At 65.3% G+C, this 25810-nt stretch carries 27 protein-coding genes; 15 read left to right on the top strand and 12 right to left on the bottom strand.

The window, feature by feature from the left end:
- Positions 1-99: 99 nt before the first annotated feature.
- The 4 genes from VGM71_RS05560 to grxD form a co-directional block, all read right to left on the bottom strand.
- A complete protein-coding gene (locus VGM71_RS05560; RefSeq protein WP_331542829.1) occupies positions 100-1809 on the bottom strand; it encodes a lysophospholipid acyltransferase family protein in 1710 nt (569 codons plus the stop codon).
- Between the two features lie 97 nt (positions 1810-1906).
- On the bottom strand, positions 1907-2515 hold the full coding sequence (locus tag VGM71_RS05565) for a YhgN family NAAT transporter (RefSeq protein WP_331542831.1): 609 nt from the start codon (positions 2513-2515) through the stop codon (positions 1907-1909).
- 12 nt (positions 2516-2527) lie between these two features.
- A complete protein-coding gene (locus VGM71_RS05570; protein WP_331542833.1) occupies positions 2528-3295 on the bottom strand; it encodes an SDR family NAD(P)-dependent oxidoreductase in 768 nt (255 codons plus the stop codon).
- The gene (grxD, locus tag VGM71_RS05575; protein ID WP_331542835.1) at positions 3292-3615 is read right to left on the bottom strand and encodes a Grx4 family monothiol glutaredoxin; all 324 of its coding nucleotides are present in this window, start codon (positions 3613-3615) and stop codon (positions 3292-3294) included. Before grxD ends, VGM71_RS05570 begins: the two co-directional genes overlap by 4 nt.
- A gap of 82 nt (positions 3616-3697) precedes the next feature.
- Here grxD and VGM71_RS05580 point away from each other — a divergent pair, with 82 nt between their 5' ends.
- The gene (locus VGM71_RS05580; RefSeq protein WP_331542837.1) at positions 3698-4279 is read left to right on the top strand and encodes a superoxide dismutase; all 582 of its coding nucleotides are present in this window, start codon (positions 3698-3700) and stop codon (positions 4277-4279) included.
- 185 nt (positions 4280-4464) lie between these two features.
- Here VGM71_RS05580 and VGM71_RS05585 read toward each other — a convergent pair whose 3' ends face one another.
- Both VGM71_RS05585 and purE read right to left on the bottom strand, forming a co-directional pair.
- A complete protein-coding gene (locus VGM71_RS05585; protein ID WP_331542839.1) occupies positions 4465-5619 on the bottom strand; it encodes a 5-(carboxyamino)imidazole ribonucleotide synthase in 1155 nt (384 codons plus the stop codon).
- The gene (gene purE, locus VGM71_RS05590; protein WP_331542841.1) at positions 5616-6131 is read right to left on the bottom strand and encodes a 5-(carboxyamino)imidazole ribonucleotide mutase; all 516 of its coding nucleotides are present in this window, start codon (positions 6129-6131) and stop codon (positions 5616-5618) included. The genes VGM71_RS05585 and purE overlap by 4 nt, the downstream gene beginning before the upstream one ends.
- A gap of 71 nt (positions 6132-6202) precedes the next feature.
- Here purE and VGM71_RS05595 point away from each other — a divergent pair, with 71 nt between their 5' ends.
- The 4 genes from VGM71_RS05595 to VGM71_RS05610 all read left to right on the top strand — a co-directional run bounded on the left by VGM71_RS05595 (position 6203) and on the right by VGM71_RS05610 (position 10432).
- Positions 6203-6493 (top strand): Trm112 family protein, encoded by a 291-nt coding sequence (locus VGM71_RS05595; protein WP_331542843.1) that lies wholly within the window; start codon positions 6203-6205, stop codon positions 6491-6493.
- 77 nt (positions 6494-6570) lie between these two features.
- Positions 6571-8832 (top strand): DUF1631 domain-containing protein, encoded by a 2262-nt coding sequence (locus tag VGM71_RS05600; protein ID WP_331542845.1) that lies wholly within the window; start codon positions 6571-6573, stop codon positions 8830-8832.
- Positions 8833-8984: 152 nt separating this feature from the next.
- On the top strand, positions 8985-9851 hold the full coding sequence (nadC, locus tag VGM71_RS05605; RefSeq protein ID WP_331542847.1) for a carboxylating nicotinate-nucleotide diphosphorylase: 867 nt from the start codon (positions 8985-8987) through the stop codon (positions 9849-9851).
- Positions 9852-10036: 185 nt separating this feature from the next.
- Positions 10037-10432 carry a DUF3301 domain-containing protein gene (locus VGM71_RS05610; protein WP_331542849.1) on the top strand — a complete coding sequence of 132 codons (396 nt, stop codon included), beginning with the start codon at positions 10037-10039 and terminating at the stop codon, positions 10430-10432.
- Between the two features lie 102 nt (positions 10433-10534).
- Here VGM71_RS05610 and VGM71_RS05615 read toward each other — a convergent pair whose 3' ends face one another.
- The 5 genes from VGM71_RS05615 to petA form a co-directional block, all read right to left on the bottom strand.
- Positions 10535-10975 (bottom strand): ClpXP protease specificity-enhancing factor, encoded by a 441-nt coding sequence (locus tag VGM71_RS05615; RefSeq protein ID WP_414675094.1) that lies wholly within the window; start codon positions 10973-10975, stop codon positions 10535-10537.
- An 80-nt stretch (positions 10976-11055) separates the two neighbouring features.
- Positions 11056-11700: a glutathione S-transferase N-terminal domain-containing protein gene (locus VGM71_RS05620; protein WP_331542853.1), complete on the bottom strand. Its 645-nt coding sequence runs from the start codon at positions 11698-11700 to the stop codon at positions 11056-11058.
- A gap of 71 nt (positions 11701-11771) precedes the next feature.
- Entirely contained in the window at positions 11772-12524 is a 753-nt protein-coding gene (locus VGM71_RS05625) for a cytochrome c1 (RefSeq protein ID WP_414675093.1), read from the bottom strand.
- Positions 12517-13818, bottom strand: coding sequence for a cytochrome bc complex cytochrome b subunit (locus VGM71_RS05630; RefSeq protein WP_331542855.1), 1302 nt, complete (start codon positions 13816-13818; stop codon positions 12517-12519). Before VGM71_RS05630 ends, VGM71_RS05625 begins: the two co-directional genes overlap by 8 nt.
- Positions 13818-14417, bottom strand: coding sequence for a ubiquinol-cytochrome c reductase iron-sulfur subunit (gene petA / locus VGM71_RS05635; protein ID WP_331542857.1), 600 nt, complete (start codon positions 14415-14417; stop codon positions 13818-13820). Before petA ends, VGM71_RS05630 begins: the two co-directional genes overlap by 1 nt.
- A 238-nt stretch (positions 14418-14655) precedes the next feature.
- Between petA and VGM71_RS05640 the strand changes: the two genes are divergently transcribed.
- Positions 14656-15840, top strand: a complete 1185-nt coding sequence (locus VGM71_RS05640) for a S1C family serine protease (protein ID WP_331542859.1) — start codon at positions 14656-14658, stop codon at positions 15838-15840.
- An 88-nt stretch (positions 15841-15928) separates the two neighbouring features.
- Here the strand turns inward: VGM71_RS05640 and VGM71_RS05645 are convergent, their stop codons facing one another.
- The gene (locus VGM71_RS05645; RefSeq protein WP_331542861.1) at positions 15929-17098 is read right to left on the bottom strand and encodes a lytic transglycosylase domain-containing protein; all 1170 of its coding nucleotides are present in this window, start codon (positions 17096-17098) and stop codon (positions 15929-15931) included.
- A gap of 160 nt (positions 17099-17258) precedes the next feature.
- Between VGM71_RS05645 and miaB the strand changes: the two genes are divergently transcribed.
- From miaB to VGM71_RS05690, 9 genes are all read left to right on the top strand, one after another.
- Positions 17259-18608 carry a tRNA (N6-isopentenyl adenosine(37)-C2)-methylthiotransferase MiaB gene (gene miaB / locus VGM71_RS05650; protein ID WP_331542863.1) on the top strand — a complete coding sequence of 450 codons (1350 nt, stop codon included), beginning with the start codon at positions 17259-17261 and terminating at the stop codon, positions 18606-18608.
- Between the two features lie 5 nt (positions 18609-18613).
- Entirely contained in the window at positions 18614-19594 is a 981-nt protein-coding gene (locus VGM71_RS05655; RefSeq protein ID WP_331542865.1) for a PhoH family protein, read from the top strand.
- A complete protein-coding gene (gene ybeY / locus VGM71_RS05660) occupies positions 19591-20052 on the top strand; it encodes an rRNA maturation RNase YbeY (protein ID WP_331542867.1) in 462 nt (153 codons plus the stop codon). The genes VGM71_RS05655 and ybeY overlap by 4 nt, the downstream gene beginning before the upstream one ends.
- 94 nt (positions 20053-20146) lie before the next feature.
- A complete protein-coding gene (locus VGM71_RS05665; protein ID WP_331542869.1) occupies positions 20147-20998 on the top strand; it encodes an HlyC/CorC family transporter in 852 nt (283 codons plus the stop codon).
- Between the two features lie 26 nt (positions 20999-21024).
- Positions 21025-22221: a DUF4105 domain-containing protein gene (locus VGM71_RS05670; RefSeq protein ID WP_331542871.1), complete on the top strand. Its 1197-nt coding sequence runs from the start codon at positions 21025-21027 to the stop codon at positions 22219-22221.
- Between the two features lie 62 nt (positions 22222-22283).
- Positions 22284-23306, top strand: a complete 1023-nt coding sequence (locus VGM71_RS05675) for a magnesium and cobalt transport protein CorA (protein WP_331542873.1) — start codon at positions 22284-22286, stop codon at positions 23304-23306.
- 77 nt (positions 23307-23383) lie between these two features.
- Entirely contained in the window at positions 23384-23884 is a 501-nt protein-coding gene (locus tag VGM71_RS05680) for an OsmC family protein (protein WP_331542875.1), read from the top strand.
- Between the two features lie 72 nt (positions 23885-23956).
- On the top strand, positions 23957-24925 hold the full coding sequence (locus tag VGM71_RS05685; RefSeq protein ID WP_331542877.1) for a helix-turn-helix transcriptional regulator: 969 nt from the start codon (positions 23957-23959) through the stop codon (positions 24923-24925).
- A gap of 236 nt (positions 24926-25161) precedes the next feature.
- Positions 25162-25779, top strand: coding sequence for a nitroreductase family protein (locus VGM71_RS05690; protein WP_331542879.1), 618 nt, complete (start codon positions 25162-25164; stop codon positions 25777-25779).
- The last annotated feature ends 31 nt before the right edge of the window (positions 25780-25810 follow it).

A 25810-nucleotide genomic window follows, 5' to 3' on the forward strand; every position in this document is an offset into this window, starting at 1 on the left:
ACCGAGGTCGCTGGATTGCTTTGCGAGGTGTCACAAAAGGCTGACACTGGGACGAGGTGTCTCGCCGCCATGGCCGCTCCTACCCCCTCACGGGGACCCTCAGGCGGCCTTGCCCAGGTAGCGCGAGCGCTTGGCCGGCTTCAGGGAATCCAGGTCCAGCATCACCAGGCCGTCGACGCACCCGGCGAAGTCCGGATCCTCGCCAAAGGCGAGGAACTGCACGCCTTCCGGTTCCACGAGGTCTACGTACTGGCGGTACAGCACCGGCAAGGTGACGCCGAGGGCATCCAGGCGATGCTTGAGCTTGCCCAGGCCGGCGGCCGGATCCAGACCTTCCAGTTCGCGGCGAACGGAGTCGAGGGTCGATTCCGGGATCACGAACGGCCGGCGGGCGGCGGCCAGGCCCTGCGCACCGAAGAAATGCTGGTGCGCCGCGGCGATCCACTCGCGCGCCTCGCGCGGCATGTTCACGGACATGCTTACCGGACCGAACATATAACGCAGGTCCCGGTGGCGCTGTAGGTAGAGGCCGATGCCCTGCCAGAGCTGGTCGAGCGCGCGCGAGCGCCAGTACGCCGGTGCGATGAAGCTGCGTCCGAGTTCCAGGCCCTGGGCGAGGCGCGATTCCAGTGCCGGCGAGTAATCGAACAGGCTGGAGGTGTACAGCGCGCGCATGCCGTGCTCGGCGATCAGTCGACCGCCATGGCCGAAGCGATACGCGCCGACGATGCGCAGCGCTTTCGCGTCCCACAGCACCAGGTGCTCGTAGAGCGGATCGTAGGCATCGAGGTCGCGCCGCTTGCCGGTGCCCTCGCCCACGCGGCGGAAGGTAAGTTCGCGCAGGCGACCGATCTCGCGCAGGGCGTAGCTGTCCGTGGAACCCGCCAACAGCAGGATTTTCTTGCCGTCCGGCAGTTCGGCCAGGAGCTCTGCCTTGTCGAGTTCCGCGACGACGCGTTCGACGGGTTCAGGGTGCGCCAGCGGCGTCTGTCCGCCGAAGATCAGGCCACGCTGGCGTGCCACGCGATACACGTGGCGACGCATGAGCCTGGCGGCCTGCTCGGACGAGCCGCCGCTGGCCTGCTTCAGTTCTTCCGGATCTACCAATTTGCCAATGCGGAAGCCTACGCGCTGCCGGCCCGAGGTGGCCTCGCGCGGCAGCATCGCCGTGCTCAGTGGCTTGGCCAGCATGGACAGGCCGTAGAAAGCCACCGAGTTGCGCGCCGCGATATGGACCGGAAGCACCGGCACGCCGGCACGCATGGCGATGCGCGCGAAGCCGTCGGACCATTTGCCATCGCGCACGCCGCCGGGGCGCACGCGCGAGACTTCGCCGGCGGGGAACATGATGAGGACTTCGCCTGCCTCGATCGAACGGAACAAGGCGCGCATCTTCGAGGTGGCGCCTTTACCGAACACGTCCACCGGTAGCAGCAGCGAACCCAGTTGCGGCACGGCGGCGAGCACGTCGTTGCCAAGGATACGCACGTCGCGACGCACCGAACCGATCAGCTGGACCAGCGCGATCGCGTCGACCATGCCCAACGGATGGTTGGCGACGACGATCAGCGGCCCTTCGACCGGAATGTTCTCGCGCTCGCGTTCGGTGACGCTGCAGCTGACGCCGAGGTTGTCGAGCGTTTTCTCGCAGAAGTCGAAACCCTTCGCCGTGCCGGCCAGTTCCAGCGTCCGGTTGAAACGGCCTTCCTGGGCAAGGCTTTCCAGCATGCCGACGATCGGCTTGCGAAGGCGCGGATGCTGCGCCAGCCAGGGAACGCGTTCCAGCAGGGTCTGATCGATGCTCAGCATGGCTCGGGGCTCCCTTTAGACGTCCACATGCTCGCGGGCAATTATGACAGTAACCCTACCGCTACGTATGTTATTGCGACAATGTGCCGAAGGTGGTTCAGACGGCGATATGCAGATAAGCGGACAAGCCTGTGAGAAACATCTGAACGGACAAGGCAATAAGCAGCATGCCCATCAATCGCTCCATGGCGGTGAGCACGCTTTCGCCCAGCCAGCGGAACAGGAACGTGGAGCTGAGCAGGATGATCGCCGTGGCGAGCCAGGCCAGGAACAGCGCGATGCCCCACTCCGCCGTACGGCCCGGCTGGGAATTGGTCAGAAGCAGCAGGGCGGCCATGGCCGAAGGGCCGGCCACACCCGGGATGGCCATGGGCACGATGAACGGTTCGCCCTCGCCCAGCTTGCCGAACACTCCTCCTTCCACCGGCGGGAAGACCATGCGGATACCGATCAGGAACAACACGATGCCGCCGGCGATGCTCACCGACTCCTGACGCAGTTGCAGCACCTTGAGGATGTACTGTCCACCCAACAGGAAAGCCACGAGCACAGCCAGGGCGATCAGCAGTTCGCGGATCATCACCTTGCGCCGGCGCTGCGGCGGGACGTCTTTCAACAGGGCAAGGAACAACGGAATATTGCCCAGCGGGTCCATGATCAGGAACAGCAGGATGCCCGCTGACAAGGTCGTCATCTGCGTTTCCATCGGTACAGCTCCTTAGTCGCGGATATCGAGCACGGTGCCGCGCGCATCCACACCGGCACCGGAAAGCAGGTAGACGATGGCTTCGGCCGAGGCCGTGGGCAGCGGTTTTTCCAGCGTGTTCTCGCCGTAGTACGCCGCGCGTCGAAGCGCGGTGCGCATCGGCGGCGGAAGCAGCGCGTGCACGCGCAGCGCGCCACGGGCGTTCTCGGCATGCAGCACGGCGGCCATGCGCTCCACCGCCGCCTTGGACACGCCGTAGCCGCCCCAATGCGCACGCGAGACAAGGTCCGGATCGTCGAGGACGAAAACCACCGCGCTGTCGTCCGCCTTGGTCAGCAGGGGCATGCAAGCCTGGGTGAGCGCGAACGGTGCGGAGACGTTTACCTGCATCGTGCGCAGCCAGTCGTCCGGCTTGTGCATCGCCATGGGCGTGAGTTCGTTGAAATGCGCTGCCGCATGCACGATGCCGTCCAGGCGGCCGAATTCCTTCTCGATGCCTTCGGCCAGCGCGGCGTAGTCGTTCGGCGTGGCGCTTTCCAGGTCGAGTGGATGGATCACCGGTTCGCCGGCACCGAGCGCCACGAGCTCGTCGTAGACCTTCTCCAGCGCGCGGAGCTTGCGGCCAGTGATGACCACCGTGGCGCCGGCGCGCATCGCGGCCTTCGCGGTTTCGCCGCCCAGGCCACCCGTGGCGCCGGTAACGATGACGACGCGGCCGGTCAGTGCGCCAGGTGCGGGGGCCCAGCCTTCGGGAAGGCGCGCCGACGGCAAGGCACTCAAGAGGCCGCTCCGGCGACATCCGCCGCCATGCGCTTCAGCTCGCCCGCGGCGTGCAGGTCTTCGACGATGTCGCAGCCGCCAATGAACTCGCCGAGGAGGAACAGTTGCGGGAAGGTAGGCCAGTTCGAGTAGTGCGGCAGGCCGGCACGAATGCGCGGATTCCCCAGCACATTCACGAAATGGAACGTCGCGCCCGCGGCCTGCAAGGCTTTCACCGCGCGATCGGAGAAGCCACAGGTGGGGTATTCCGGCGTACCTTTCATGAAAAGCACGATCGGATGGGCCCCCGCGATGGCTTTGATCTCGTCTACGACGTCCATAGCTCGGTTTTCATCATTAGAATGCGAGTAGTTGCATAGTGTATCAGTCCCTTTCCCCCAGCCACCGCTAAGGAGTCCCGCAATGGCGTTCGAACTTCCCCCGCTCCCTTACGAGAAGAATGCCCTGGAGCCGCACATCTCCGCCGAGACGCTGGAGTTCCACTACGGCAAGCACCACCAGGCCTACGTCACGAATCTCAATAACCTGATCAAGGGCACGGAGTTCGAGGACAAGAGCCTGGAAGAGATCGTCAAGACGTCCTCGGGCGGCATTTTCAACAACGCCGCGCAGACCTGGAACCACACCTTCTACTGGCAGTCCATGCGCCCGGCCGCGCAGGCCTCGGAGCCGGCCGGCACCCTGAAGGACGCCCTCGACAAGGCTTTCGGCTCGGTCGACAAGTTCAAGGAAGAGTTCAGCAAGCAGGCCGCCGGCAACTTCGGCTCGGGCTGGACCTGGCTGGTGCAGCGCCCGGACGGTTCGCTGGCCATCGTGAACACCTCGAATGCGGCCACCCCGATCACCGGCAGCGACAAGCCGCTGTTCACGGCCGACGTGTGGGAGCACGCGTACTACATCGACTACCGCAACGCCCGCCCGAAGTACCTGGAAGCGTTCTGGAACATCGTCAACTGGGACTTCGCGGCGAAGAACCTCGCCTGAATTCGGAAAAGGCCGGGTCCCACGACCCGGCCTTTTTCGTAGGAGCGCGCCCTGCGCGCGACATATTTTGAGGCCGAATCCTGGGGCTGGCGCGCAAGTTGTGGGACTGGGGCGAAGAGCTGTCGCGCGCTGGGCGCGCTCCTACAATTCGTGTCGCGGCAGTGTTTTAGCCACTACTTCGATGTTTAGCCCAATACTTCGATGGCCGGGGCTACCTGGGCCTCACGCCCCAGCCCCGCCCCCACTTCCACCAGCTTCGCCCGCAGGCTGCCGGCATCGGTCGCGCAGATCGTGGCGTGGCCGACCTTGCGGCCCGGACGCGCTTCCTTGCCGTAGTCATGCCAGTGACCGTCGGCGACAGACAGCACCGGCGTGGGATCGGGCATGGCGCCGATCCAGTTGAGCATCGCGCTCGCCCCCCGGACGCCGGTGTCGCCCAGTGGCAGGCCCAGCACCGCCCGGATGTGGTTCTCGAACTGGCTGGTATGCGCACCCTCTATGGTCCAGTGCCCCGAATTGTGCACGCGCGGCGCCATTTCATTGCCCAACAGTTCCCCGCCACGGACGAACAACTCCAGCGCGAACACCCCGACGTAATCGAGCCGCTCGGCGATGGCCTTCGCCTGCGCGATGGCAGCCTGCTCGAGTTCGTCGGACGTGCCCGGCGCGGGAGCCAGGCTCAGCGACAGCACGCCGTCGACGTGCCAGTTGCGGGTGAGCGGCCAGGTGCGGAATTCGCCGTCGCGTCCGCGCACGGCCACCACCGACAGTTCACGGTCGAAGGGAACGAACGCCTCGAGGATCAGGCCATGCCTGGCAGCGGCTTCGCCGAGTGCCGCCCAGGCGGCATCGACGTCGGCTGGTGCCTTCAGGCGGAACTGGCCCTTGCCGTCGTAGCCGAGGCGGCGCGTCTTCAGGATCGCGGGAAGCCCGATGCGCCCGACCGCGGCCACCAGGTCGTCGCGCGTGTCCACCGCGGCGAACTCGGCGGTGTCGAGGCCTGATTCGCGGAACAGGGTCTTTTCGGCAAGGCGGTCCTGCGCCACGGCCAGCGCCTGTGGATTGGGATGGACGACGACCTGGCCCGCCAGCCGCTCGGCCGTGACCGCCGGTACGTTCTCGAAATCGAAGGTGACCGCCTCGACGCGACGGGCGAAGTCGGCCAGGGCGGCCTCGTCGCTCCACTCGGCGACGGTGAGTTCGGTCACCTGGCTCGCGCAGGCCTCGGCCGAAGGATCGACCACCAGGGTGCGGATGCCCAGCGGCGCCGCGGCCAGGGACAGCATTCGGGCGAGCTGGCCGCCCCCGAGGATGCCTACGGTGGGAAGCGTGCGGCTCATGAGCGCGGGTCCGGATCGTCCAGGACAGTGCGAGTCTGTTCGGCGCGGAAGGCGTCCAGGGCCGAGGCCACCGCGGGATCATGCAGGGCCAGCACCGAGGCGGCCAGCAGCGCGGCGTTGACGGCACCCGCCCGGCCGATGGCCAGGGTGCCCACCGGGACCCCGGCTGGCATCTGCGCGATCGAAAGCAGGGAATCCATGCCGCTCAGGGCCTTGGACTGTACTGGCACGCCAAAGACCGGCAGCGGTGTCTTCGCGGCCAGCATGCCCGGCAGGTGCGCGGCGCCGCCGGCACCGGCGACGATCACCTGGATACCGCGATCGCGCGCCGCGTCGGCATAGTCGAAGAGCAGGTCCGGTGTGCGGTGCGCGGAGACCACGCGAACCTCGTGGACGATGCCCAGGCGGGTCAGCGTGGTGGAGGCATGCTCCATCGTTTCCCAGTCCGAACGCGAGCCCATCACCACGCCGACGCGTGGCTTGTCCGCTTCGTTACCGCCGTTGGAAGTCATGGCCGGAGCACCCAAAAGTCGCTATTGTAAAGGCATTCTTTTCATCAGGTGGCCCTCCGGCGGCCCTATCCATGGACAAGCGTCTCCTCGACATCCTGTGCTGCCCGGTCAGCAAGCGCCCCCTCCGCCCTCTTTCCGCGGCGGAGCGCGATCAGCTCAACAACGCCATCCGTGCCGGCTCGGTCGACACGGTGGCCGGCGAGAAGGTCGCCGAGCCGGTCTCCGAAGGCCTGATCACCACCGACGGCCAGCTCGTATACCGGGTCGAGGACGGCATTCCCGTCATGCTCCCCGAGGCAGGCATTGGTACCCTCCAACTGGCGGGCTTTACTCAGGAAAGCGGTCGCGCACAAAATCCGTGATGCAAGTCACGCTATAAAGCATTCGTTCCCGCACAATGGCGCCTCGGGCGGGGGCCAGTACACATCCAGGATGCGCGATGAACAACGCGAGCGAGCCGTCCAACGTCGTCGACCTGAGTCAGCGCCTAGACCCGCGCAGTGAACGCGTGGGCGCGCTGCTGGTGACGGTGCGCGGCCTGGCGACCAAGCGGCTGCACGCGCTGGCCTCGAACATGTTCGAGAACATCGACGACGCGCTGTTCGACCTGGCCGAGAAGGCCGAGAACAACGCGGCCCAGACGCAGTTCTTCGACGGCATGCGGGAAGTGCGCAAGAAGCGCGCGATCGTCGAACGCACCTTCCTCGGCCAGGTTGCGCGCGACCTGGCCGATTTTTCCGCGGGCCGTACGCGCGCCCCGGACAGCGACGCGAGCACGCGTCCGCTCGCCAACATCGAGCTCAGCCTCGTCGGTGAGAACGAACTCGAGGAATCGCTCGCCATCACCAGCATGATCGGCAAGAACGAGCAGCGCCTCGCGCGCGCCATGTTCGCCGTGAACCAGCGCCTGTCGGTGATCTGCGGCGGCGCCAAGATGGACGACGCCAGCAATCCGGTCGGCCCGGCCTCCCTCGCCGGCGCGTTCCGCCAGGCGATGCGCGAGCTGATGGTCGAGGTTCGGGTCAAGCTGATCATCTACAAGCTGTTCGACCGCTACGTGCTCGCCGGCATCGACGAGCTCTACGACGACATCAACAACGAACTGGCCGCCGCGGGTGTCCTGCCGCAACTGCGCCACGAGATCCCGACCCGGCGCAGCGATGCACCGGCACCGATCGGTCCGGTGTCGACCGCCACCGCGCCGGCGCAGACGACCGCGCCAGTGACCGATGCGGCGGCCGCGGAGTTCATGCAATCGCTCCATGCGCTGTTCTCCGCGCGTCGTGGCGAAGCGGGTTCGATCGGCGGTGGCGGCCTGCCGCTGGTCACGGGCCCGTTGCCCAGCCCCACCGAACTGCTCGGTGCGCTGACCCTGCTGCAGAGTCAGATCGCGGTGCTGCCGACGAACGCGGCGCCGCTGGCTACACAGGCCGACGTCACCCGCGATGTTGCCCAGCTGAAGGAGCAACTGCTTACCCAGATCGGCCAGTTGCGCGGCCAGCAGACCGCGCACGTGTCCGGCATGGACGAGGACACCATCGACCTGGTGGGCATGCTCTTCGAGTTCATCCTCGAGGACCACAATCTGCCGGCCGAGATGCAGGTGATGCTCGCGCGCCTGCAGATTCCCTATCTCAAGGTCGCCCTGATCGATCGCCGCGTATTCGCTCACAAGTCGCATCCGGCACGCCAGCTGCTGGACGCGCTGGCCGACGCCGCGAAGGGCTGGTCGGCCGATGCCGATCGCGACGCGCGGCTGTTCGACAAGGTGAAGTCGATCGTGGAGCGCCTTCTGCACGACTTCGACGACGACGTTGGCATCTTCACGAAGCTGGCCGCCGAACTGCAGGATTTCCTCGACGTCAGCCGCAAGCGTGCGGAGCTGGCCGAGCAGCGCGTGGCCGAATCCACCCGTGGCCGCGAGAAGCTCGAGCAGGCTCGTCGCCGTGCCGCACACGAGATCGTCGGCCGGGTTGGCGGAGCATCGTTGCCGCCGCTCATCTATGGCGTGCTTACTCGCGCCTGGGCCAACTACATCGTGCTCACCCTGCTCCGCCAGGGCGAGGAATCGCACGAGTTTCGCGAATCGCTGCGCTTCATCGACGAATTCATCGCCAGTGCGCGTTCGGTGCACGACCTCAACGACCGCCGCGACCTGCGCGCCATGCTGCCGGGTATCGAACGCGGCTTGCGTCGCGGCCTCGCCGCGGTAGCGTTCCAGGACGCCGATACCGAGCAATTGCTCGGCCAGTTGCACGCGTTCTATCGCCAGCAGTTGGGCGAAGCCGCGCCGGAGACAGCCTCGGGAACGATCGTCGCCAGCGTGATGCCGCTGCCGGAAGCGATCCAGGCCATCGATGAACCGATGGCCGCGCCGGAGCCAGACGACGAGGTGGACTCCCTCCTCGACGAGGCCTTCGACGAACGCAACCTCGCGCAGGCACGCGAGCTGAAGGTGGGCCAGTGGCTCGAGTTCACCGCCGCCGACGGCACCACCGATCGCGCGAAGCTGTCCTGGATCAGCCCGATCAGTGGCCGCTACCTTTTCGTCAATCGCCGCGGCCTCAAGGTGGCCGACCACAGCCTCGGCGGCCTCGCCCAGGCCTTCGCCAATGGCACGGCACGCGTGCTCGATTCCACCCTGCTGTTCGACCGCGCGATGGACGCCATCGTGGAGAAGCTCCGCCAGCCGGAAGCCTGATCCCCTCCGGTAGGAGCGCGCCTTGCGCGCGACAGCTTCTCGCACCAGTCCTGCAGTTTGCGCGCCAGCTCCAGGGCATGGCCTTAAAACATGTCGCGCGCAGGGCGCGCTCCTACTAAGGTAGCGCCCTCCTCCATCATTTCTGTCACACGATGAGCCCCTCCGATTCGCGACACCTCGCCGACGCGCTTCCGCCCGCCACCGAGATCCTTGCCGATGTGGAGCGCGCCTTCGCCGAGGACATCGGGCCGGGCGATGCGACGGCCGACCTGCTCGACCCTAACGCCACCGCCACCGCGGTGCTGACCTGTCGCGAAGACGCCGTGCTCTGTGGCTCGGCCTGGTTCGAAGCCTGCTTCCGTAAGCTCGATCCCGACGTGCGCATCGAATGGCTCGTCAGCGACGGCGACCGCATGGCGCCGGGTACGGCAGTGTGCCGCCTCGCCGGCAAGGCGCGCGCCCTTGTGACGGCGGAACGTTCCGCGCTGAATTTCCTGCAGCTGCTTTGCGCGACGGCGACGGTGACCGCGCAGTACGCGGATGCCATCTCCGGAACGCGCACGCGCGTACTGGATACGCGCAAGACGATTCCCGGCTTGCGCCGGGCGCAGAAGTACGCCGTGCGTTGCGGTGGCGGCACCAATCACCGCATCGGGCTGTTCGACGCGATGATGCTCAAGGAAAACCACATCATCGCCGCGGGTGGGATCTCCGCTGCCGTACGTGCCGTGCGAGCGATCCATCCGGACCTGCCGCTCATCGTCGAAGTGGAAACGCTGGACGAACTGGCGGAGGCGGTGTCCGCCGGCGCCGACCGCGCGTTGCTGGATAACTTCACCCCGCAGATGCTGGCCGAGGCCGTAGCGTATACGGCGGGGCGCATTCCACTGGAAGTTTCAGGCAACGTCGAGATCGATACGATCCTCGCCATCGCCGAGACCGGCGTCGATTTCATTTCCAGCGGCGCGCTGACCAAGCACATCCGGGCCATCGACCTCTCCCTCCGCCTCGACCTGTAGGAGCGCGCCCTGCGCGTTTATGCCCGCGTCGGGTACGACATGTTTTGGGGCCGTGGCCTGGAGCTGGCGCGCAAGCCTGGGGACTGATCCGAAAAGATGTCGCGCGCAGGGCGCGCTCCTACATGCTTGGGTGGAAGCCGCGCGGGGGACTTGTGGCGGGCTCGGCGCGGCCACACACTCTCGACATGTCCTCCCTCACTGATCTCATCTGGCTGCTTGTCCTCGCCGCTGGCGTGGCCGCCTGGTATCGCCTGACCCGTGCGCGGGAGATCGCGGTACGCGCCGCCATCGCGCTGTGCAAGCGGCATGGGCTGCAACTGCTAGACCAGAGCGTGGGCCTGCGCGCCATCCGCTGGCAGGGCGTGGACGGCGTGCGCCGCCTGGAGCGCTGCTATGCGTTCGAGGTGAGCGAGGATGGACAGTCGCGGCAGGCGGCGCGGCTATGGATGGCGGGGAACGATATCGCCAGCTTCTCGCTGCCGCTGTCAGGCGCGCCCGAGCTTGAGACCGTGGTGGCGACCGATGCGTTCGTGCACACGGGGAATGTGGTGTCGCTGGCGGACCGCCGACGCCTGCACTAGCCGCGACCCGGTAGGAGCGCGCCCTGCGCGCGACGCCGTTGAGGCCGTGAGCTACAGGACCTGTTGCTCTTCGCGAAAAGATGTCGCGCGCAGGGCGCGCTCCTACTTTACGACGCGAAGGTGGGGGGCGCCGCGCCTCGGGCGGTCGTCGTCGCCGCCGGTTGGCTGGGTCGATTCGTTCGCTTCGTCGGCGCCTTCCGAGGCATCGGAGGCATTCGCTGCCGGCGCATCGTTCTCGTCAGCCGGGAACATCATGCCCTGGCCATTTTCCTGCGCGTACAGCGCCAGGACCGCCTGCACGGGAATCGCGATGGACTGGCTGACACCGGAGAAACGAGCCTGGAAGGCGATCCGGTCGTTGCCCAGATCCAGGTTCGCCACCGCGCGCATGGCGAGGTTCAGCACCACCTGGCCGTTCTTCACTACATGGGCGGGCACGTGGACACCCGGTTGGGCGGCATCCACCAGCACGTAAGGGGTGAGGCCGTTATCGCTGATCCAATCGTAGATAGCCCGCAGCAGATAGGGGCGATTGGACGTCATGCCCGCGCTTTCGTTGGTATCCATGGTCTTTCCTCGGGCAACGCCAAGAGGAGAGTTTAAGGGATAGGGGCGGCCGGGGGCTAACCGGGAGCGAAATTGAAGTCCGGGCGCATGTCGCGCTCTTCCGGCGTGAGGCTCCGGGCGAAGCCCTGACTGTGGAACAGCCGCTCGCCGTAGTCGACGATGGGCTTGCCGTCCTTACCCAGGTCCACGCCCAGGTGCGGCAGGCGCCACACCACGGGGGCCACCAGGCAGTCGATCAGGCTCATTTCCGGATTGAGGAAGAAGCGCGAGGCCCGGAACAGGGGCACGGACACCAGCAGGTGCTCACGCAAGCGTTTCCGAGCCGCCTCGGCGGCCTTGCCGCCCTCCCGGATGATCTCAATCTCGGACAGCCAGTCGTTCTCGATCCGCCAGGTCGCCAGGCGGAGACGGGCCCGGGACAACGGGTCGATCGGCATCAGGGGTGGGTGCGGGTAACGCTCGTCGAGGTACTCGACGATCACGCCCGGGTCGTAGAGCGTCAGGTCACGGTCGACCAGGGTCGGCAGCGTGCCGTAGGGATTCAGCTCGAGCAGGTCCGGCGTGGGCTGGTCGGTTTTGAGGATGATCCGGTCGTAAGCGACGCCCTTGGCGGCCAGCACGAGGCGCGTGCGGTGGCAATGGATGTCGTCGGCACTGGTGTAGAGCATCAGAGCCGACCGCGAACGTGGGTTCTGGACCATGCTTTCGATCTCTCTCCCTGCTGCCTCGACAATAACGGGGCGGCCGCCGGGCCGCCCCGTCGGGACGTCAATCAATGACTCTCGTGGACGTCCTTCCAGTACTCATGCTTCAGAAGGTACAGGAGGAAGGTCAGGCCGGCCAGAAACAGGATGACCCAGACGCCGATCGACTGGCGCTCGAGGGCGGCCGGCTCCGCGGCGTACTCGAGGAAGGTTGCCAGGTCGCGGGTAGCGCCCCGGAACTGCTCCGGCGTCATCCGGCCAGGGGTGGTGACCTCGAGCCTCTCCACCGCGGCTTCCCCGCCGGGAGCCGCCTCGCCGTGCACGGCCGTCTGCAGGCCCTGGAGCTCCCACAGCGGGTTGGGCATGGAGGCGTTAGGGAACACCGTGTTGTTCCAACCCACCGGACGGGTCGGGTCGAGGTAGAACGAGTTGAGGTAATTGAAGATGAAGTCCACGCCCTTGGCACGGGCTTCCAGCGAAAGATCCGGAGGATCCTTGCCGAACCAGCTCTTGGCACCTTCCGCCGGCATGTGCGAGATGACCGGCTCGCCGAACTTGGCACCCGTGAAGTTGAGGTTCGTCATCACCTCTTCCTCGGACAGGCCGAGGTCGGTGGCGATGCGCGAATACCGCATGTACTTCAGCGAGTGGCAGCCGACGCAGTAGTTGAAGAACAGCTTCGCGCCACGCTGCAGCGACGCCTGGTCGCGGATGTTGGTGCCGGCCGGAGCCAGGCCTTCGCCTTCGGCCGCCAGGGCCGGAATGGTGGCGAACGCAAGGCCCAGCGCCAGGGCGATGGAGTAGATAGAGCGCTTAATCATGCATCGTCACCCGTTCCGGAACCGGCTTGGTCTTTTCGAAACCAAAGCGCGTGTAGACCCATACGAATACGAAGAACCCGAAGTACCCCAGCACCATGAGACGGCCGAAGGCGTTCTCCCAGGTGGTGACGTCGGCGTGCGGGAACCATTCGGGGATGACCTCGGCCGTGACGCCGGCGCCCACCAGGCCCAGGGCCAGGAAGGTGACCACCAGCACGCCAAGGGCGATGCGGAAGCCGAAGCCGCGATAGCGAACCGATCGGACCTCGCCCTTGTCGATCCATGGCAGCAGCGCCAGCAGCAGGATGGCACCGAACATGCCGATGACGCCCCAGATCGCCGTGCCGAAGAAGGACGGAATCATGCGCAGGATCGCGTAGAACGGGGTGAAGTACCACGACGGCTTGATGTGGCTCGGCGTGACGAGGTTGTTCGCCGGGGTGAAATTGTCGTGCTCGAGGAACCAGCCACCGAAGGTCGGGGCGAAGAAGATGATGAAGGCGGCGATAGTGAGGAAGAAGCCGACGCCCACCAGATCCTTCACCGTGTAGTACGGGTGGAACGGAATGGCGTCCTTCGGCTTGTCCGCATTCCAGCGGTTGCCCTTCGGCCCGTGCTTCACGTCCACGCCGTCCGGATTGTTCGAGCCCACCTCGTGCAGCGCCGCGATGTGCAGCACCACCAGGAGCAGGAGAACGAGGGGCAGCGCGATCACGTGCAGCGCGAAGAAGCGGTTGAGCGTGGCGTCGGCAGGCAGGAAGTCGCCCATGATCCACTCCACCAGCGAACCGCCGATGTAGGGGATGGTGCCGAACAGCGAGATGATCACCTTGGCGCCCCAGAACGACATGTTGCCCCAGGGCAGCACGTAGCCCATGAAGGCCTCGGCCATCAGCACCAGGAAGATCAGCATGCCGAGGATCCACACCAGCTCGCGCGGACGCTTGAACGAGCCGTACATGATCCCGCGGAACATGTGCAGGAACACCACCACGAAGAACAGCGACGCTCCCGTGGAGTGCATGTAGCGGATCAGCCAGCCCCACTCCACGTCGCGCATGATGTACTCGACGGAACTGAATGCCTCCAGCGCACTCGTCTTGTAGTTCATGGTGAGGAAGATGCCGGTCACGATCTGGTTGGCCAGGACCAGGAGCGCCAGCGAGCCGAAGTAGTACCAGAGGTTGAAGTTCTTCGGTGCGAAGTACTCCGTCATGTGCTTCCGGTACATCGGCGCCATGTTCGGCGCGCGCTCGTTGACCCAGTCGCCGATGCGGGTAAAGACGTTAGCCATCAGCCTGCCTCCTTCGGGTCGACGCCAATTTGGATGTGCGTGTCGTCGACGAAGTGGTACGGCGGTACCGGCAGGTTCTTCGGCGCAGGCACACCGCTGAAGACACGGCCCGACAGGTCGTACCGTGACTTATGGCAGGGGCAGTAGAAGCCACCCTTCCAGTTGGCGTCGAACGGTTCCGGCTTGATGTCGGGCACGAAGTCCGGCACGCAGCCAAGATGAGTGCACAGGCCGACGACGACCAGCCACTCGGGCTTGATCGAGCGGGTTTCGTTGATCGCGTACTTCGGCTGCTGGCCGGCGTCGGACGACGACGGGTCGAGCAATCGGGGCTCGAGGCCCTTCAGCTGCGCCAGCTGGTCCTTTGTGCGGTTCACGACGAACACCGGAAGGCTGCGCCACGCGAAGGTAACCTTCTGGCCGGCCTCGATGGCACTGATATCGACCGTGACAGGCGCCCCTGCTGCCTTTGCCCTTGCGCTCGGTTCCCACGACTTGATGAAGGGCACGACCGCCGCGACCACTCCCGCCCCGCCGACAACTGCTGTCGTAACGGTTAGGAAGCGACGGCGCCCGTGATCGACGACTTCGTTCGCCATCAGGCTCTCCGGAACTTATGCCATTGAGAATGCGGACCCCATCGCCGGCTCTTAATCGGAAATCGGCTTCCGCAAATCGCGTCAGTGTAACGTCAGCACCAGCCACGTACAATAAACTGAATACAGTCCGTTGCCCTGCGCGGCACGAGACTGCCACGGAACCGTCCAGATACGGCGCAAGGGTTCGCGCTTTCGTGGGCCCGGCGACGCGACGACGACAGGACTTTTCGCTCTTTACATGAAACACGCCGCTCGCACGCTCGCCTTCGTTGCCCGCTTCGTGGTGCTCGGCCTCGCCGTCGCCTTCGTCGTCGGCCTGTTCTGGCCGGGCAGCGGCGCTTTCCTCAGGCAGCGATTCGGCGGCGCCGAGGCGCCTCATGAAGCGACAGCGCCCGTGCCCGGCCTGGGATCGGGGCCTGCTTCCTATGCCGATGCCGTTGCCCAGGCGGCGCCGTCGGTCGTAAATATCTACGCCAACAAGCTGGTCACCGAGCAGCCGCGCGAGCTTTACTCGGATCCCGTACTCCAGCGCATCTTCAGCGTACCCACCGGCCCCGCGCGTACGCGGCGCCAGCAGAACCTCGGCTCCGGCGTGATCGTCAGCGACGATGGTTATGTCTTGACCAACAACCACGTCATCGCCAACGCCGACGATATCCAGCTGCTGCTCTACGACGGCCGCGTGGCGAGCGCACGCGTGGTGGGCTCTGACGACGAGACCGACCTGGCCGTGCTCAAGGTGGACGCCGGCAACCTGCCCGCCATCCACATGACCGACGCGGACAGCCGCCCTCGCGTGGGCGACGTGGTGCTGGCCATCGGCAATCCCTTCGGCATCGGTCAAACCGTGACCATGGGCATCGTCAGCGCCATCGGGCGGCAGTTGAACTTGTCCAGCCTCGAGAATTTCATCCAGACGGATGCCGCGATCAACTTCGGCAACTCGGGCGGCGCGCTGGTCAATGCGCATGGCGAACTGGTGGGGATCAACACCTCGCTGATCGGCCAGGCCGTGGGCGCCGAGGGCATCGGCTTCGCCATTCCGGTGCAGAGCGCGCGCGACGTGCTCGACCAGATCGTGCAGACGGGCCATGTGGTGCGCGGCTGGATCGGCGCGGACTATGGCGCGGTGCCCGTGTCGGCCGATAGCGGACTTCCTTCGGCGGCGCGCGGCGTGGTCGTCAACGAGGTGTCGCCCGGCGGCCCGGCCGCGCTCGCGGGCATCCGCCAACGCGACGTGCTGCTGCGCCTTGGCGACGAAGACATCCTCGATACGTCCGACCTGCGCCGGCACGAAGCCACGTTGAAGCCCGGTGTTCCGGTGCAGATCTCGGGGCTTCGCTATGGCGCGCCCTTCACCGCCACCATCACGCCCACCCAGCGGCCGCCGAGCGCGCCGATGCAGGCCCTGCGTCAGCCGTAGGAGCGCGCCCTGCGCGTTTATGCCCGCGTCGGGTACGCCAGCCTTTCGACCCAGTTCCGGGTTAGCGCGCCAGCTTTTAGGCCCGGCTTCAAAACATGTCGCGCGCAAGGCGCGCTCCTACAAGGGGGGAGGCGGTGCCTGCGTGCTGCTTCAGCGTTTCCGCATAACGCTTGCGCAGCACGCCAACGCGCTCCACGTAAACCTGCGTTTCGTCGTACGGCGGCACGCCGTTGTACTTCTGCACCGCGCCAGGTCCCGCGTTGTACGCCGCCGCGGCCAGCCGCTCGTTGCCGTTGAAGTTCCTCAGCAGCAAGGCCAGGTAACGCGCGCCACCGCGGATGTTCTGCCCGGCGTCGAAGGCGTCGAGCACGCCCATGTCGCGCGCCGTGCCGGGGATCAGCTGCATCAGGCCCTGGGCACCAGCGACCGACAGCGCGCGCGGATTGAAGGCGCTCTCGGCGTGGATCACCGCGCGCAGCAGCGCCTCGTCCACCCCGAACTCGCCGCTCGCGGCGCGAATGACGTCGCCGTACGAAGTGAGGTTCAGCGCCACGCTGTTCCAGTCGATCTTCGAATGCACATCGCACGCCGCGCAGGTGGCGATATAGGTAAAGAGCATCTTGATGCTCTGCCCCTTCGCCGCGCCGCCCGGCGCAATGTTGGTGTACTCCACGCCGCCATCGGGCCGGGTGATCCGGTAGACGGCACCGCGCAGCACGCGGGATCCCTTGGGCGCGACAGGCGCCGCGGCCGCCGTAAGATCCTGCGACGAGGATTCCCGATAGTCCCAGCTGCCCTTGGGTGCCGTCACCGGGGGCAGCGCCTCGCCTTCCGTGGGGCCGCCGATCACCGAGCCGGTCACCCCGGCCAGCGACGCTGCCGTCGAAGATGCGGTTACCACCGAACCCACGACACCACGCAGCGACGGCGTGCCGGGGACGGACCCGGCGGCGACGTTCGTCCGACCGACCGGTACCGACCCAGCGGCGTCCTTCGGACGGGAGGGTGCCCGCGCCGCCCGCAGGTTCGGCGTGCTGCCGATCCGCTTGCAGTCCTTGTAGCCCGCTGTACTGCTGGAAAACACGGTTTCTCCCGTGCCACCGATGCATCGGTACAGCGAACCCGCGAAGGCCGGCCCCACGGCCAGTCCGAGCAGCAGGACGCAACCGATCGCGGCCCTGCGAAGGACCGTGCGGAAAGACAGGAAATTGCGGGCGTGATGGCCGGCGCTTTCCCCCGGCGTCGCGTCTTGGACCATGGGCGCGAGTGTGCCCGAGCCCCCTCCCCCTGCCAAGGGTTGGTTACGTGACCAGGTTCACGCAAGTCATTGATCCGTGGCGGGCATGTGGCGCGGGGCCGGGGCCCGGCGTAAACTGCGCGGTTCGGTCGACCCTTACGAAACCACGGTACCCAGGCCCATGAGCGGCAAGCTTTTCATCAAGACCCACGGCTGCCAGATGAACGAGTACGACTCGGCCAAGATGGCCGACGTGCTGCGGGCGTCGCACGGGCTGGAATTGACCCAGGACGAGGCCGAAGCCGACGTGATCCTGGTCAATACCTGCTCCATCCGCGAAAAGGCCCAGGAAAAGGTCTTCAGCCAACTCGGTCGCTGGAAGGCGCACAAGCGGGGCGGCAAGCCGGTGCTGATCGGCGTGGGCGGTTGCGTGGCCTCGCAGGAAGGCGACGCCATCCTCAAGCGCGCGCCTTACGTCGACCTGGTGTTCGGTCCGCAGACCCTGCACCGCCTGCCCCAGATGATCGAGGCGCAGCGCGCCAGCGGCAAGGCGCAGGTGGACATCAGCTTCCCGGAGATCGAGAAGTTCGACCGCCTGCCGGAACCGCGCGCGGAAGGCCCCACCGCCTTCGTCTCCATCATGGAAGGCTGCTCGAAGTACTGTTCCTACTGCGTGGTGCCCTACACCCGCGGCGAAGAGATCAGCCGCCCCTTCGACGACGTGATCGTCGAGGTGGCCCAGCTCGCCGGGCAAGGCGTGCGCGAGGTCAACCTGCTCGGCCAGAACGTGAATGCCTACCGGGGCCCCATGCACGATGGCGACACGGCCGACCTTGCCGTGCTTATCCACGCCATCGCGCAGATCGACGGCATCGGCCGCATCCGCTTCACCACCTCGCATCCGCTGGAGTTCTCCGACTCGCTGATCGAGGCGTATGCCAACGTGCCGCAACTGGCGAACTACCTGCACCTGCCCGTGCAGGCCGGCTCCGACCGCATCCTCGCAGCGATGAAGCGCGGGTACACGGCACTGGAGTTCAAGCAGCGCATCCGCAAGCTGCGCGCCGTGCGTCCGGATATCTGCGTTTCCTCGGACTTCATCGTGGGTTTCCCTGGCGAAACCGAGGACGACTTCGAGAAGACCATGAAGCTGATCGACGACGTCGGCTTCGACCAGAGCTTCTCCTTCATCTTCTCGTCCCGCCCCGGCACGCCGGCAGCCAACCTCGCCGACGACACCCCGGCCGACGTGAAGCATGCGCGCCTGGCTCGGTTGCAGGCGGCGATCAACGAGAACGCACGCAAGATCAACCAGGCGATGGTCGGTAGCGTGCAGCGCGTGCTGGTCGAGAAGCCCAGCCGGAAGAACCCCAACGAAATGACCGGACGCACCGAGAACATGCGCTACGTGAACTTTCCCGGGCATCCGCGGATGATCGGCCAATTCGTGGACGTCACGATCACCGAGGCGATGTCCAACTCGCTGCGCGGTCGCGTCCACCTGGACGCCGAGGTCGCGCTCGCCTCGTGAATGCCATGACCCAACTCTCCCAGCGTGACTTCGCCCTCGACCCGGAAGACAACACCCGACTCGCCAACCTCTGCGGACCGCTGGACGAGCACATCCGCCAGATCGAGTTGCGCCTGGGCATCGAGATCGACCATCGCGGCAGCCTCTTCCGCGTGATCGGCGAGGAAGCCTCGGCCAAGGCCGGCGAGCAGGTACTGCGTGCACTCTACGCGGCCACCGGGAAAGAGACCCTCACCGGCCAGTCGATCAACCTGCATCTGGCCGAATCCGGCATCGACGCGCTCAACGAGCAGGCGGCCGAGTCGGCGCAGGACGTGGTCATCAAGGTGAAGCGCGGCGTGATCAAGGGCCGCGGCCCCAATCAGGCGCGTTATCTCCATGCAATCACCACGCACGACATCAACTTCGGTGTCGGGCCGGCCGGCACCGGCAAGACGTACCTTGCCGTGGCCAGCGCGGTCGAGGCACTGGAAGCCAATCGCGTGCAGCGCGTGCTGCTGGTACGTCCTGCCGTGGAAGCGGGCGAGAAGCTCGGCTTCCTTCCGGGCGACCTGAGCCAGAAGATCGATCCGTACCTGCGCCCCCTGTACGACGCGTTGTACGAGATGGTGGGCTTCGAGAAGGTGTCGAAGCTGATCGAGCGCAACGTGATCGAGATTGCCCCGCTGGCTTACATGCGCGGGCGCACGCTCAATGATGCTTACGTGATCCTCGACGAAGCGCAGAACACCACCGTCGAGCAGATGAAGATGTTCCTTACCCGCATCGGCTTCGGCTCGGTGGCGGTGATCACCGGCGACGTGTCCCAGGTGGACCTTCCGCGCCATGTCCGTTCCGGCCTGCGTCACGCCGTCGAGGTACTGCGTGGCGTGGACGGCATCAGCTTCACCTTCTTCACTTCGCGCGACGTGGTGCGCCACCCCCTGGTGGCGAAGATCGTTCGCGCCTACGAGGCCTTCGAGCAGAAGCAGGACGAAGAACGGTGAGCCACGTGGAGGTCGCGGTGGGCTACGCCGCGTCGCGCAAGGGCGTGCCCGCCGCGGCCACGTTCCGCCGCTGGGTGGAGGCGGCGCTCAAGGGCGCGCGCCGGCGCAAGGCCACCGAGGTGGCCATCCGCATCGTCGACGTCGGTGAAGGCCAGGCGCTGAACCTGCAGTACCGCGGGCGCGACTATGCCACCAATGTGCTTTCCTTCCCCGCCGAACTGCCGCCGGGGGTAGACCTGCCGCTGATCGGCGATCTGGTGATCTGCGCCCCCGTGGTGACCCGCGAGGCCGCCGAACAGGGCAAGAAGCCGGCTGCCCACTGGGCCCACATGACCATCCACGGCACGCTGCACCTGCTGGGCTACGACCACATCGAGGAGGCGGAAGCCGAGGCGATGGAGGCGCTGGAAACCCGTATCCTGGCTGGCCTGGGCATCGCCGATCCTTATCTGGCCTGAGGCCAGCCTGCATCGCCACAGTGCCGACCTGAACCGTCACACGAATTCCAGTAGACTGCCTCTTCCGCCCCATCGGGCAGAACCTCAAAGAGTAATGAACGCGGACCCTGATAGTACCCATGGCCCCGCCCACCGATCGTGGTGGGACCGACTGGGCCATCTGTTTTCCGGCGAGCCACGCAACCGCGGTGAATTGATCGAGGAGTTGCGCACCGCCCAGGCTAACGGCCTGCTCTCGAACGACACCCTGACCATGGTCGAGGGTGCGATCAAGGTCACCGAACTCAGCGTGGACGACGTCATGGTGCCTCGCGCGCAGATCGTCAGCCTTCCCGTCGACGCGCCGCTGCCCGACATCCTTGCCGCCGTGGTCGAATCCGGGCACTCCCGCTTTCCCGTGCACGGCGAGGACAAGGACGAAATTCTCGGCATCCTGCTGGCGAAAGACCTGCTGAAGTATTTCGGCCAGAGCGAAGGTTGCGACGTGCGCGCCCTGCTCCGCCCGGCCGTGCTGATTCCAGAGTCGATGCGCCTCAACGTCTTGCTCGCCGAGTTCCGCCTCACGCGCAACCACATGGCGATGGTGGTGGACGAGTACGGCGGCGTGGCCGGCCTCATCACCATCGAGGACGTGCTGGAGCAGATCGTCGGCGAGATCGACGACGAGCACGACGACGAGGAAGATCCCGTACTGGTGCAGCCGCTGGACGAGGGCGGCTTCGCGGTCAGCGCACTCGCACCCATCGCGGACTTCAACGAGGTCGCCGGTGCGCGCTTCTCCGACGAAGAGTTCGATACGGTAGGCGGCATGATCACGTCCGAGTTCGGCCACCTGCCGGCAGCGGGCGAAGAGATCGCCGTGGGGAACTTCGTGTTCCGCGTTACCGAAGCCGACGACCGCCGGGTGCAGCAGTTCCATGTGACCGACGCCAACGCCTCCAGCTAAGCCCCACAAGGATAAATGCTTCACCCATGCGCCGAATCCTGCTTTTCCTGTTTACCCTGTGCCTTGCGCCCATCACCCGCGCAGGCATCGTCGACGCACCGGCTGCCAACCTCGAGATATCGCTGATGACCTACGGTCCCGGCGACATCTACTGGGAGCGCTTCGGGCACGACGCGCTCGAAGTGCGCGACACGGCCAGCGGCGAGGCCATCGCGTTCAACTACGGCGTATTCGACTTCGACCAAAAGGACTTCCTGCTCAATTTCGCGCGCGGGATCATGGCTTACCGCATGGATGCGGAAACCACGCAATCGGACGTCGATTCCTATGCCGGCGAAGGCCGCTACGTGCGCCGCCAGCGCCTGGCGCTGAACGACGAGCAGAAAGAACGCCTGCGCCGCTTCCTGCTCTGGAACATACGCCCGGAAAACGCCGGTTATCACTACGACTACTACGTGGATAACTGCACGACGCGCGTGCGCGATGCACTGGACGATGCGCTAGGTGGCATCCTCAGCGCCCAATGGGTGAACAAGCCTGGCGGCATGACCTTCCGCGAGCAGACCGTGCGCCTCATGAGCAACCAGCCCTGGCTGATGCTCGGCATGGATTTCGGTCTCGGCCCGTATGCCGACCAACCGATGACCGCCTGGAAGGAAACCTTCCTGCCGATGGCGCTCGAGTCGGAGCTTCGTGAGGTCAGCATCGACGGCAAGCCGCTGGTCTCCGGAGAAACACTGGTGGTGCCGGCCCGATTGACGCCGCCTCCCGAGAAAGCGCCGGACCTGCGTTGGCCCCTGTTGCTGGCCGGGCTGGTATTCGCCCTGCCGCTGGCCTTGCCGGCCATCTCCCGGCGCGGTGCGGCGCGCGGTGTCTTCGTCGCGGCGGGCACGGTGTTCACGGTGTTCGCGGGCGTCGCCGGACTCTTCATGCTCGGGTTGTGGACGCTGACCCTGCACCGTTCCGCCTGGGGCAACTTCAACCTGCTGGCCTACTCGCCGTTCGCCCTGCTGATCGTGCCAGGCATCTGGCGCCTGCGCCGCGCCGGGCGTCCGATGAGCAAGCTGGCCTCGCGGGTGACGGGCATTTCTTTCGCGGCCTGTGTCATCGCCCTCCTGCTGCACCTGTGGCCCGACTTCCCCCAGCGGAACCTTCCCTGGCTCCTGTTCGCCCTTCCTTGCTGGGCCGCGCTGACCTGGACGTTCTGCCGCCGTCACGACTGATACATCGTCACGGCCTTGGGCCTACACTTCCGGCAGTTGCCCACACCGATAAGAAACACCCCATGGCCTCGCTTCCCCTCGTCCACGAACCGGCACCCGCATCCGTGGCCAGCGGCATGGTCATCAACTGCGTGGCCTACCGGACCAATGGCGAACGCGTCGGCGATGTCACCATCGACGCCATCAGCGACGTACTGCAGGAACCCGACACCTTCGTGTGGGTGGGCCTGCACGAGCCGGACGAGGCGCTGTTGATGAAACTGCAGGAAGAATTCAACCTGCACGACCTGGCCATCGAAGACGCCCAGCACGCCCACCAGCGCACGAAGATCGAGGTGTACGGCGATTCCCTCTTCATCGTGGCGCAGACAGCCCAGCTGATCGGCGGCAACATCGCCTTCGGCGAAACCCAGATCTTCCTCGGCCAACGCTACTTCGTGACGGTGCGCCACGGCGCTTCGTTGTCTTATGCGCCGGCCCGCCGCAGCTGCGAGCAGACGCCTGAGTTGCTGGCGATGGGTCCCAGCTATGCGCTCTATGCCGTGCTGGATTTCATTGTCGACAACTTCCTGCCGATCGTTCGCGATTTCCGGGAAGAGCTGCACGACCTCGAGAACGATATTTTCGCGGAAACACTGAACCGGCAGACCATCAAGCGCCTCTATGACATGCAGCGCGAACTGATGACCCTACGCCTGGCAGTCGTACCGCTGCAGGACGTGGTCGCCCAGCTCACCCGCCTGCACCCGCACCTCATCCACGACGAGTTGCGCGCTTATTTCCGCGATATCTACGATCACGTATTCCGCGTCAATGAATCCATTTCAGCCATGCGCGAAATGCTGAGTGCGGCAATCAGCGTGAACCTTGCCCTGGTGACCTTTGGGCAGAACGAGGTGATGAAGAAGCTTGCCGGCTGGGCGGCCATGCTGGCCGCGCCCACCTTGATCACGAGCTGGTACGGCATGAACTTCGCGCACATGCCGGAGCTGGACAAGCCCTGGGCGTATCCGGCGATCACCTGCCTGGTGGCGTGCATCGTGGGTGGCATCTTCATAGCGCTGAAACGCAACCGCTGGTTTTAACCTGTCCTGGCCCTTCTTCGGATGATGGGACGCAGTTGCCGGACCCTTGACCCTGAAACCGTTCTTATGATGACCCCATGAATACCGAACTAGCGGACATGGGACCCGAGTCTGTTTGCATGAGCCAGGGAAGGTATGGTCCGTATCAGGTCGTGGTGCGATCGGCAGCGTCCACCTTGATCGTTGACGAACCTTTTGGCGCGGGCGGCCTGAGTTCAGGGCCCACGCCCTTCGATCTGCTCAGTGGTGCGTTGGGTTCATGTGCCCTGATGACGATGCGCAGTTACGCAGCCGACCGCGAATGGCCGTTGGAACAACTGATGGTACGCGTCAGCCACGATCGCCCGGCATTAGCATCCAGGGATCGTTTTCTTAATGAAATTCAAATTGTTGGACCTTTGACACCGGCCCAGGTCCACGCTCTGGTGAATGTGGCCAAGCGTTGCCCTATCCACCTGACCCTTGCTCGCGGATCAGACGTCGAGACACGACTGATACAGCCGGGCGAAAGGGTGGACATCGCCATCGGACGGATGGCTCACATGCGAGCCTTGAAGGAAGCCTGCGAAGGCCCCTAGTCCGCCACGGGCATGAGACCCTAGAATTGGTGACAGATGGCCGCAACCGGCTGACTTCTCCTGGGTGCCGCAGTGTTGAAAGAGCCAGCCGTACGAATTTCGCCCCAAGACCTCAATCGACTCCTGGGGAGTCTCGAGGTGAGTTTCGTCGCCCTTACGGAATGCCTGGTCAGCCAAGGCTATTGCCTGGAGATGGAAGGCATCAACGCGCCGGGCATCCACTACAACATCCAGGGCAGCGGTCACCTGATGATCAAGGGGTGTCCGCCGATCGAGCTTACCCCTCACACCCTGGTCATCGTACCGCCGCATGCACCGTTCCGCATCGAAGCGGCGGGATTTCACCGTGGGCTGCAAAATCTGCGCACGGTCGAAGGGGCATTGGTTGCCGTGTCGAAGGACTCGATCAACTATATCGTTGCCGGCGATGGCGATCCCGAAGTGATGCTCATCTGCGGATTCTTCGACGCCTGCTACGGCTCGGCGGTGGACCTGTTCGGTAACCTGACCACGCCCATCGTGGAACAGTTTTCCGAAGTCGATCGACTGGACACGATGCTCAGGAGCGCGATTGGCGAGCTCGTCACCCAGGAGGTAGGCTCCGGCGCCATGAGCTCCGCCCTGCTCAAGCTCGTCATCGTCAATATCCTTCGTCGCTCGTTACACTCCAACAACACGTGGGTGGAGCGCTTTTCCCTACTCCGCGACCCTCAAATCGCCCGGGCCTTCGCGGAAATGGCGAGCAATCCCGGTGCACGGCATACGGTCAATTCATTGGCCGAAAGCGCGTACCTGGGCCGATCGGCCTTCATGGCGCGATTCACGGATATTGTCGGCCAGTCGCCGATGAATGTCCTACGCGACCTGAGAATGCGGCGGGCTGCCGAGCAGCTCCAGACCGGCCAGGTACCGATCGAACAAGTGGTCCGCAATACGGGATATGAAAGCCGCAGCAGCTTCGCCCGCGCCTTTCGCAAGGTCTTTGACATGGATCCCTCGGAATACCGCGCTGCTTCCGAGAAGCTCGAAGCGCGGCGATAGGCACCCTGTCCCGAGGCGCCATGCCCCCCGGACTGGCCGAGGATCGTTCGACCGATCCTTAGCGCTCTTGCGCCCCCAGGTTTACCGAAGAGCCCCCCCCCTTCCGGACGACTGGTGGAACATTGGATTCCACTGCCGGACCTTCTGCACGCCGCTTCGGCCGAAACTGATCCCACTCCGAACGCAGCCACCGATCCCCGGGGCATGCAACCCGATCTCTCCATACCGGAATCATCATGACAAACGCCGTCATCGACACCATCCTGAGCCGCACCGCCGCCAAGTATTACGACCCCGCCGCCACTTTGAGCGACGGCGAGATCACTGAGCTCGTGCGTATCGGCACCACCGCTCCGACGTCGTTTCATTTGCAAAACTGGCGATTCATCGCCGTACGCACCCCCGAAGCCAAGGCGCGGTTGAGCCCTATCGCGTGGAGCCAGCCTGCTATCACCGACGCTGCCGTTACCTTCATTGTCTGCGGCCAGCTGGCGGATTCCAGCGTCATACCGGATCGCCTTGCCCCCCTGGTGGCATCCGGCGTCATGCCGGAAACAATGGTGCCCGAGTGGGAAATCCCGGCGCGGGACCTGTATATGGCGTATCCGCAACGCCAGCGCGACGAGGCAGTACGCACCGCCACATTTGGCGCCGCGGCCATGATCTACGCGGCTCGCTCGCTGGGACTTGGGTCGACGCCGATGATCGGTTTCGATGCCGACGCCGTGCACCGTGAATTCGGACTCACCAAGGACGAAGTGCCGGTCCTGTTGTTGTCCATAGGCGCGGAACGCCCTGGAAATTGGGCGCAGAAGCCCCGTCGTCCGATCGCCGAAGTGCTGGATTTTGTCTAACCAATCATTCGATCGCTAAATCAAGGAAAAG

Origin of the sequence: Luteibacter sp. (genome assembly GCF_036499525.1) — a bacterium.
Taxonomy (GTDB): domain Bacteria; phylum Pseudomonadota; class Gammaproteobacteria; order Xanthomonadales; family Rhodanobacteraceae; genus Luteibacter.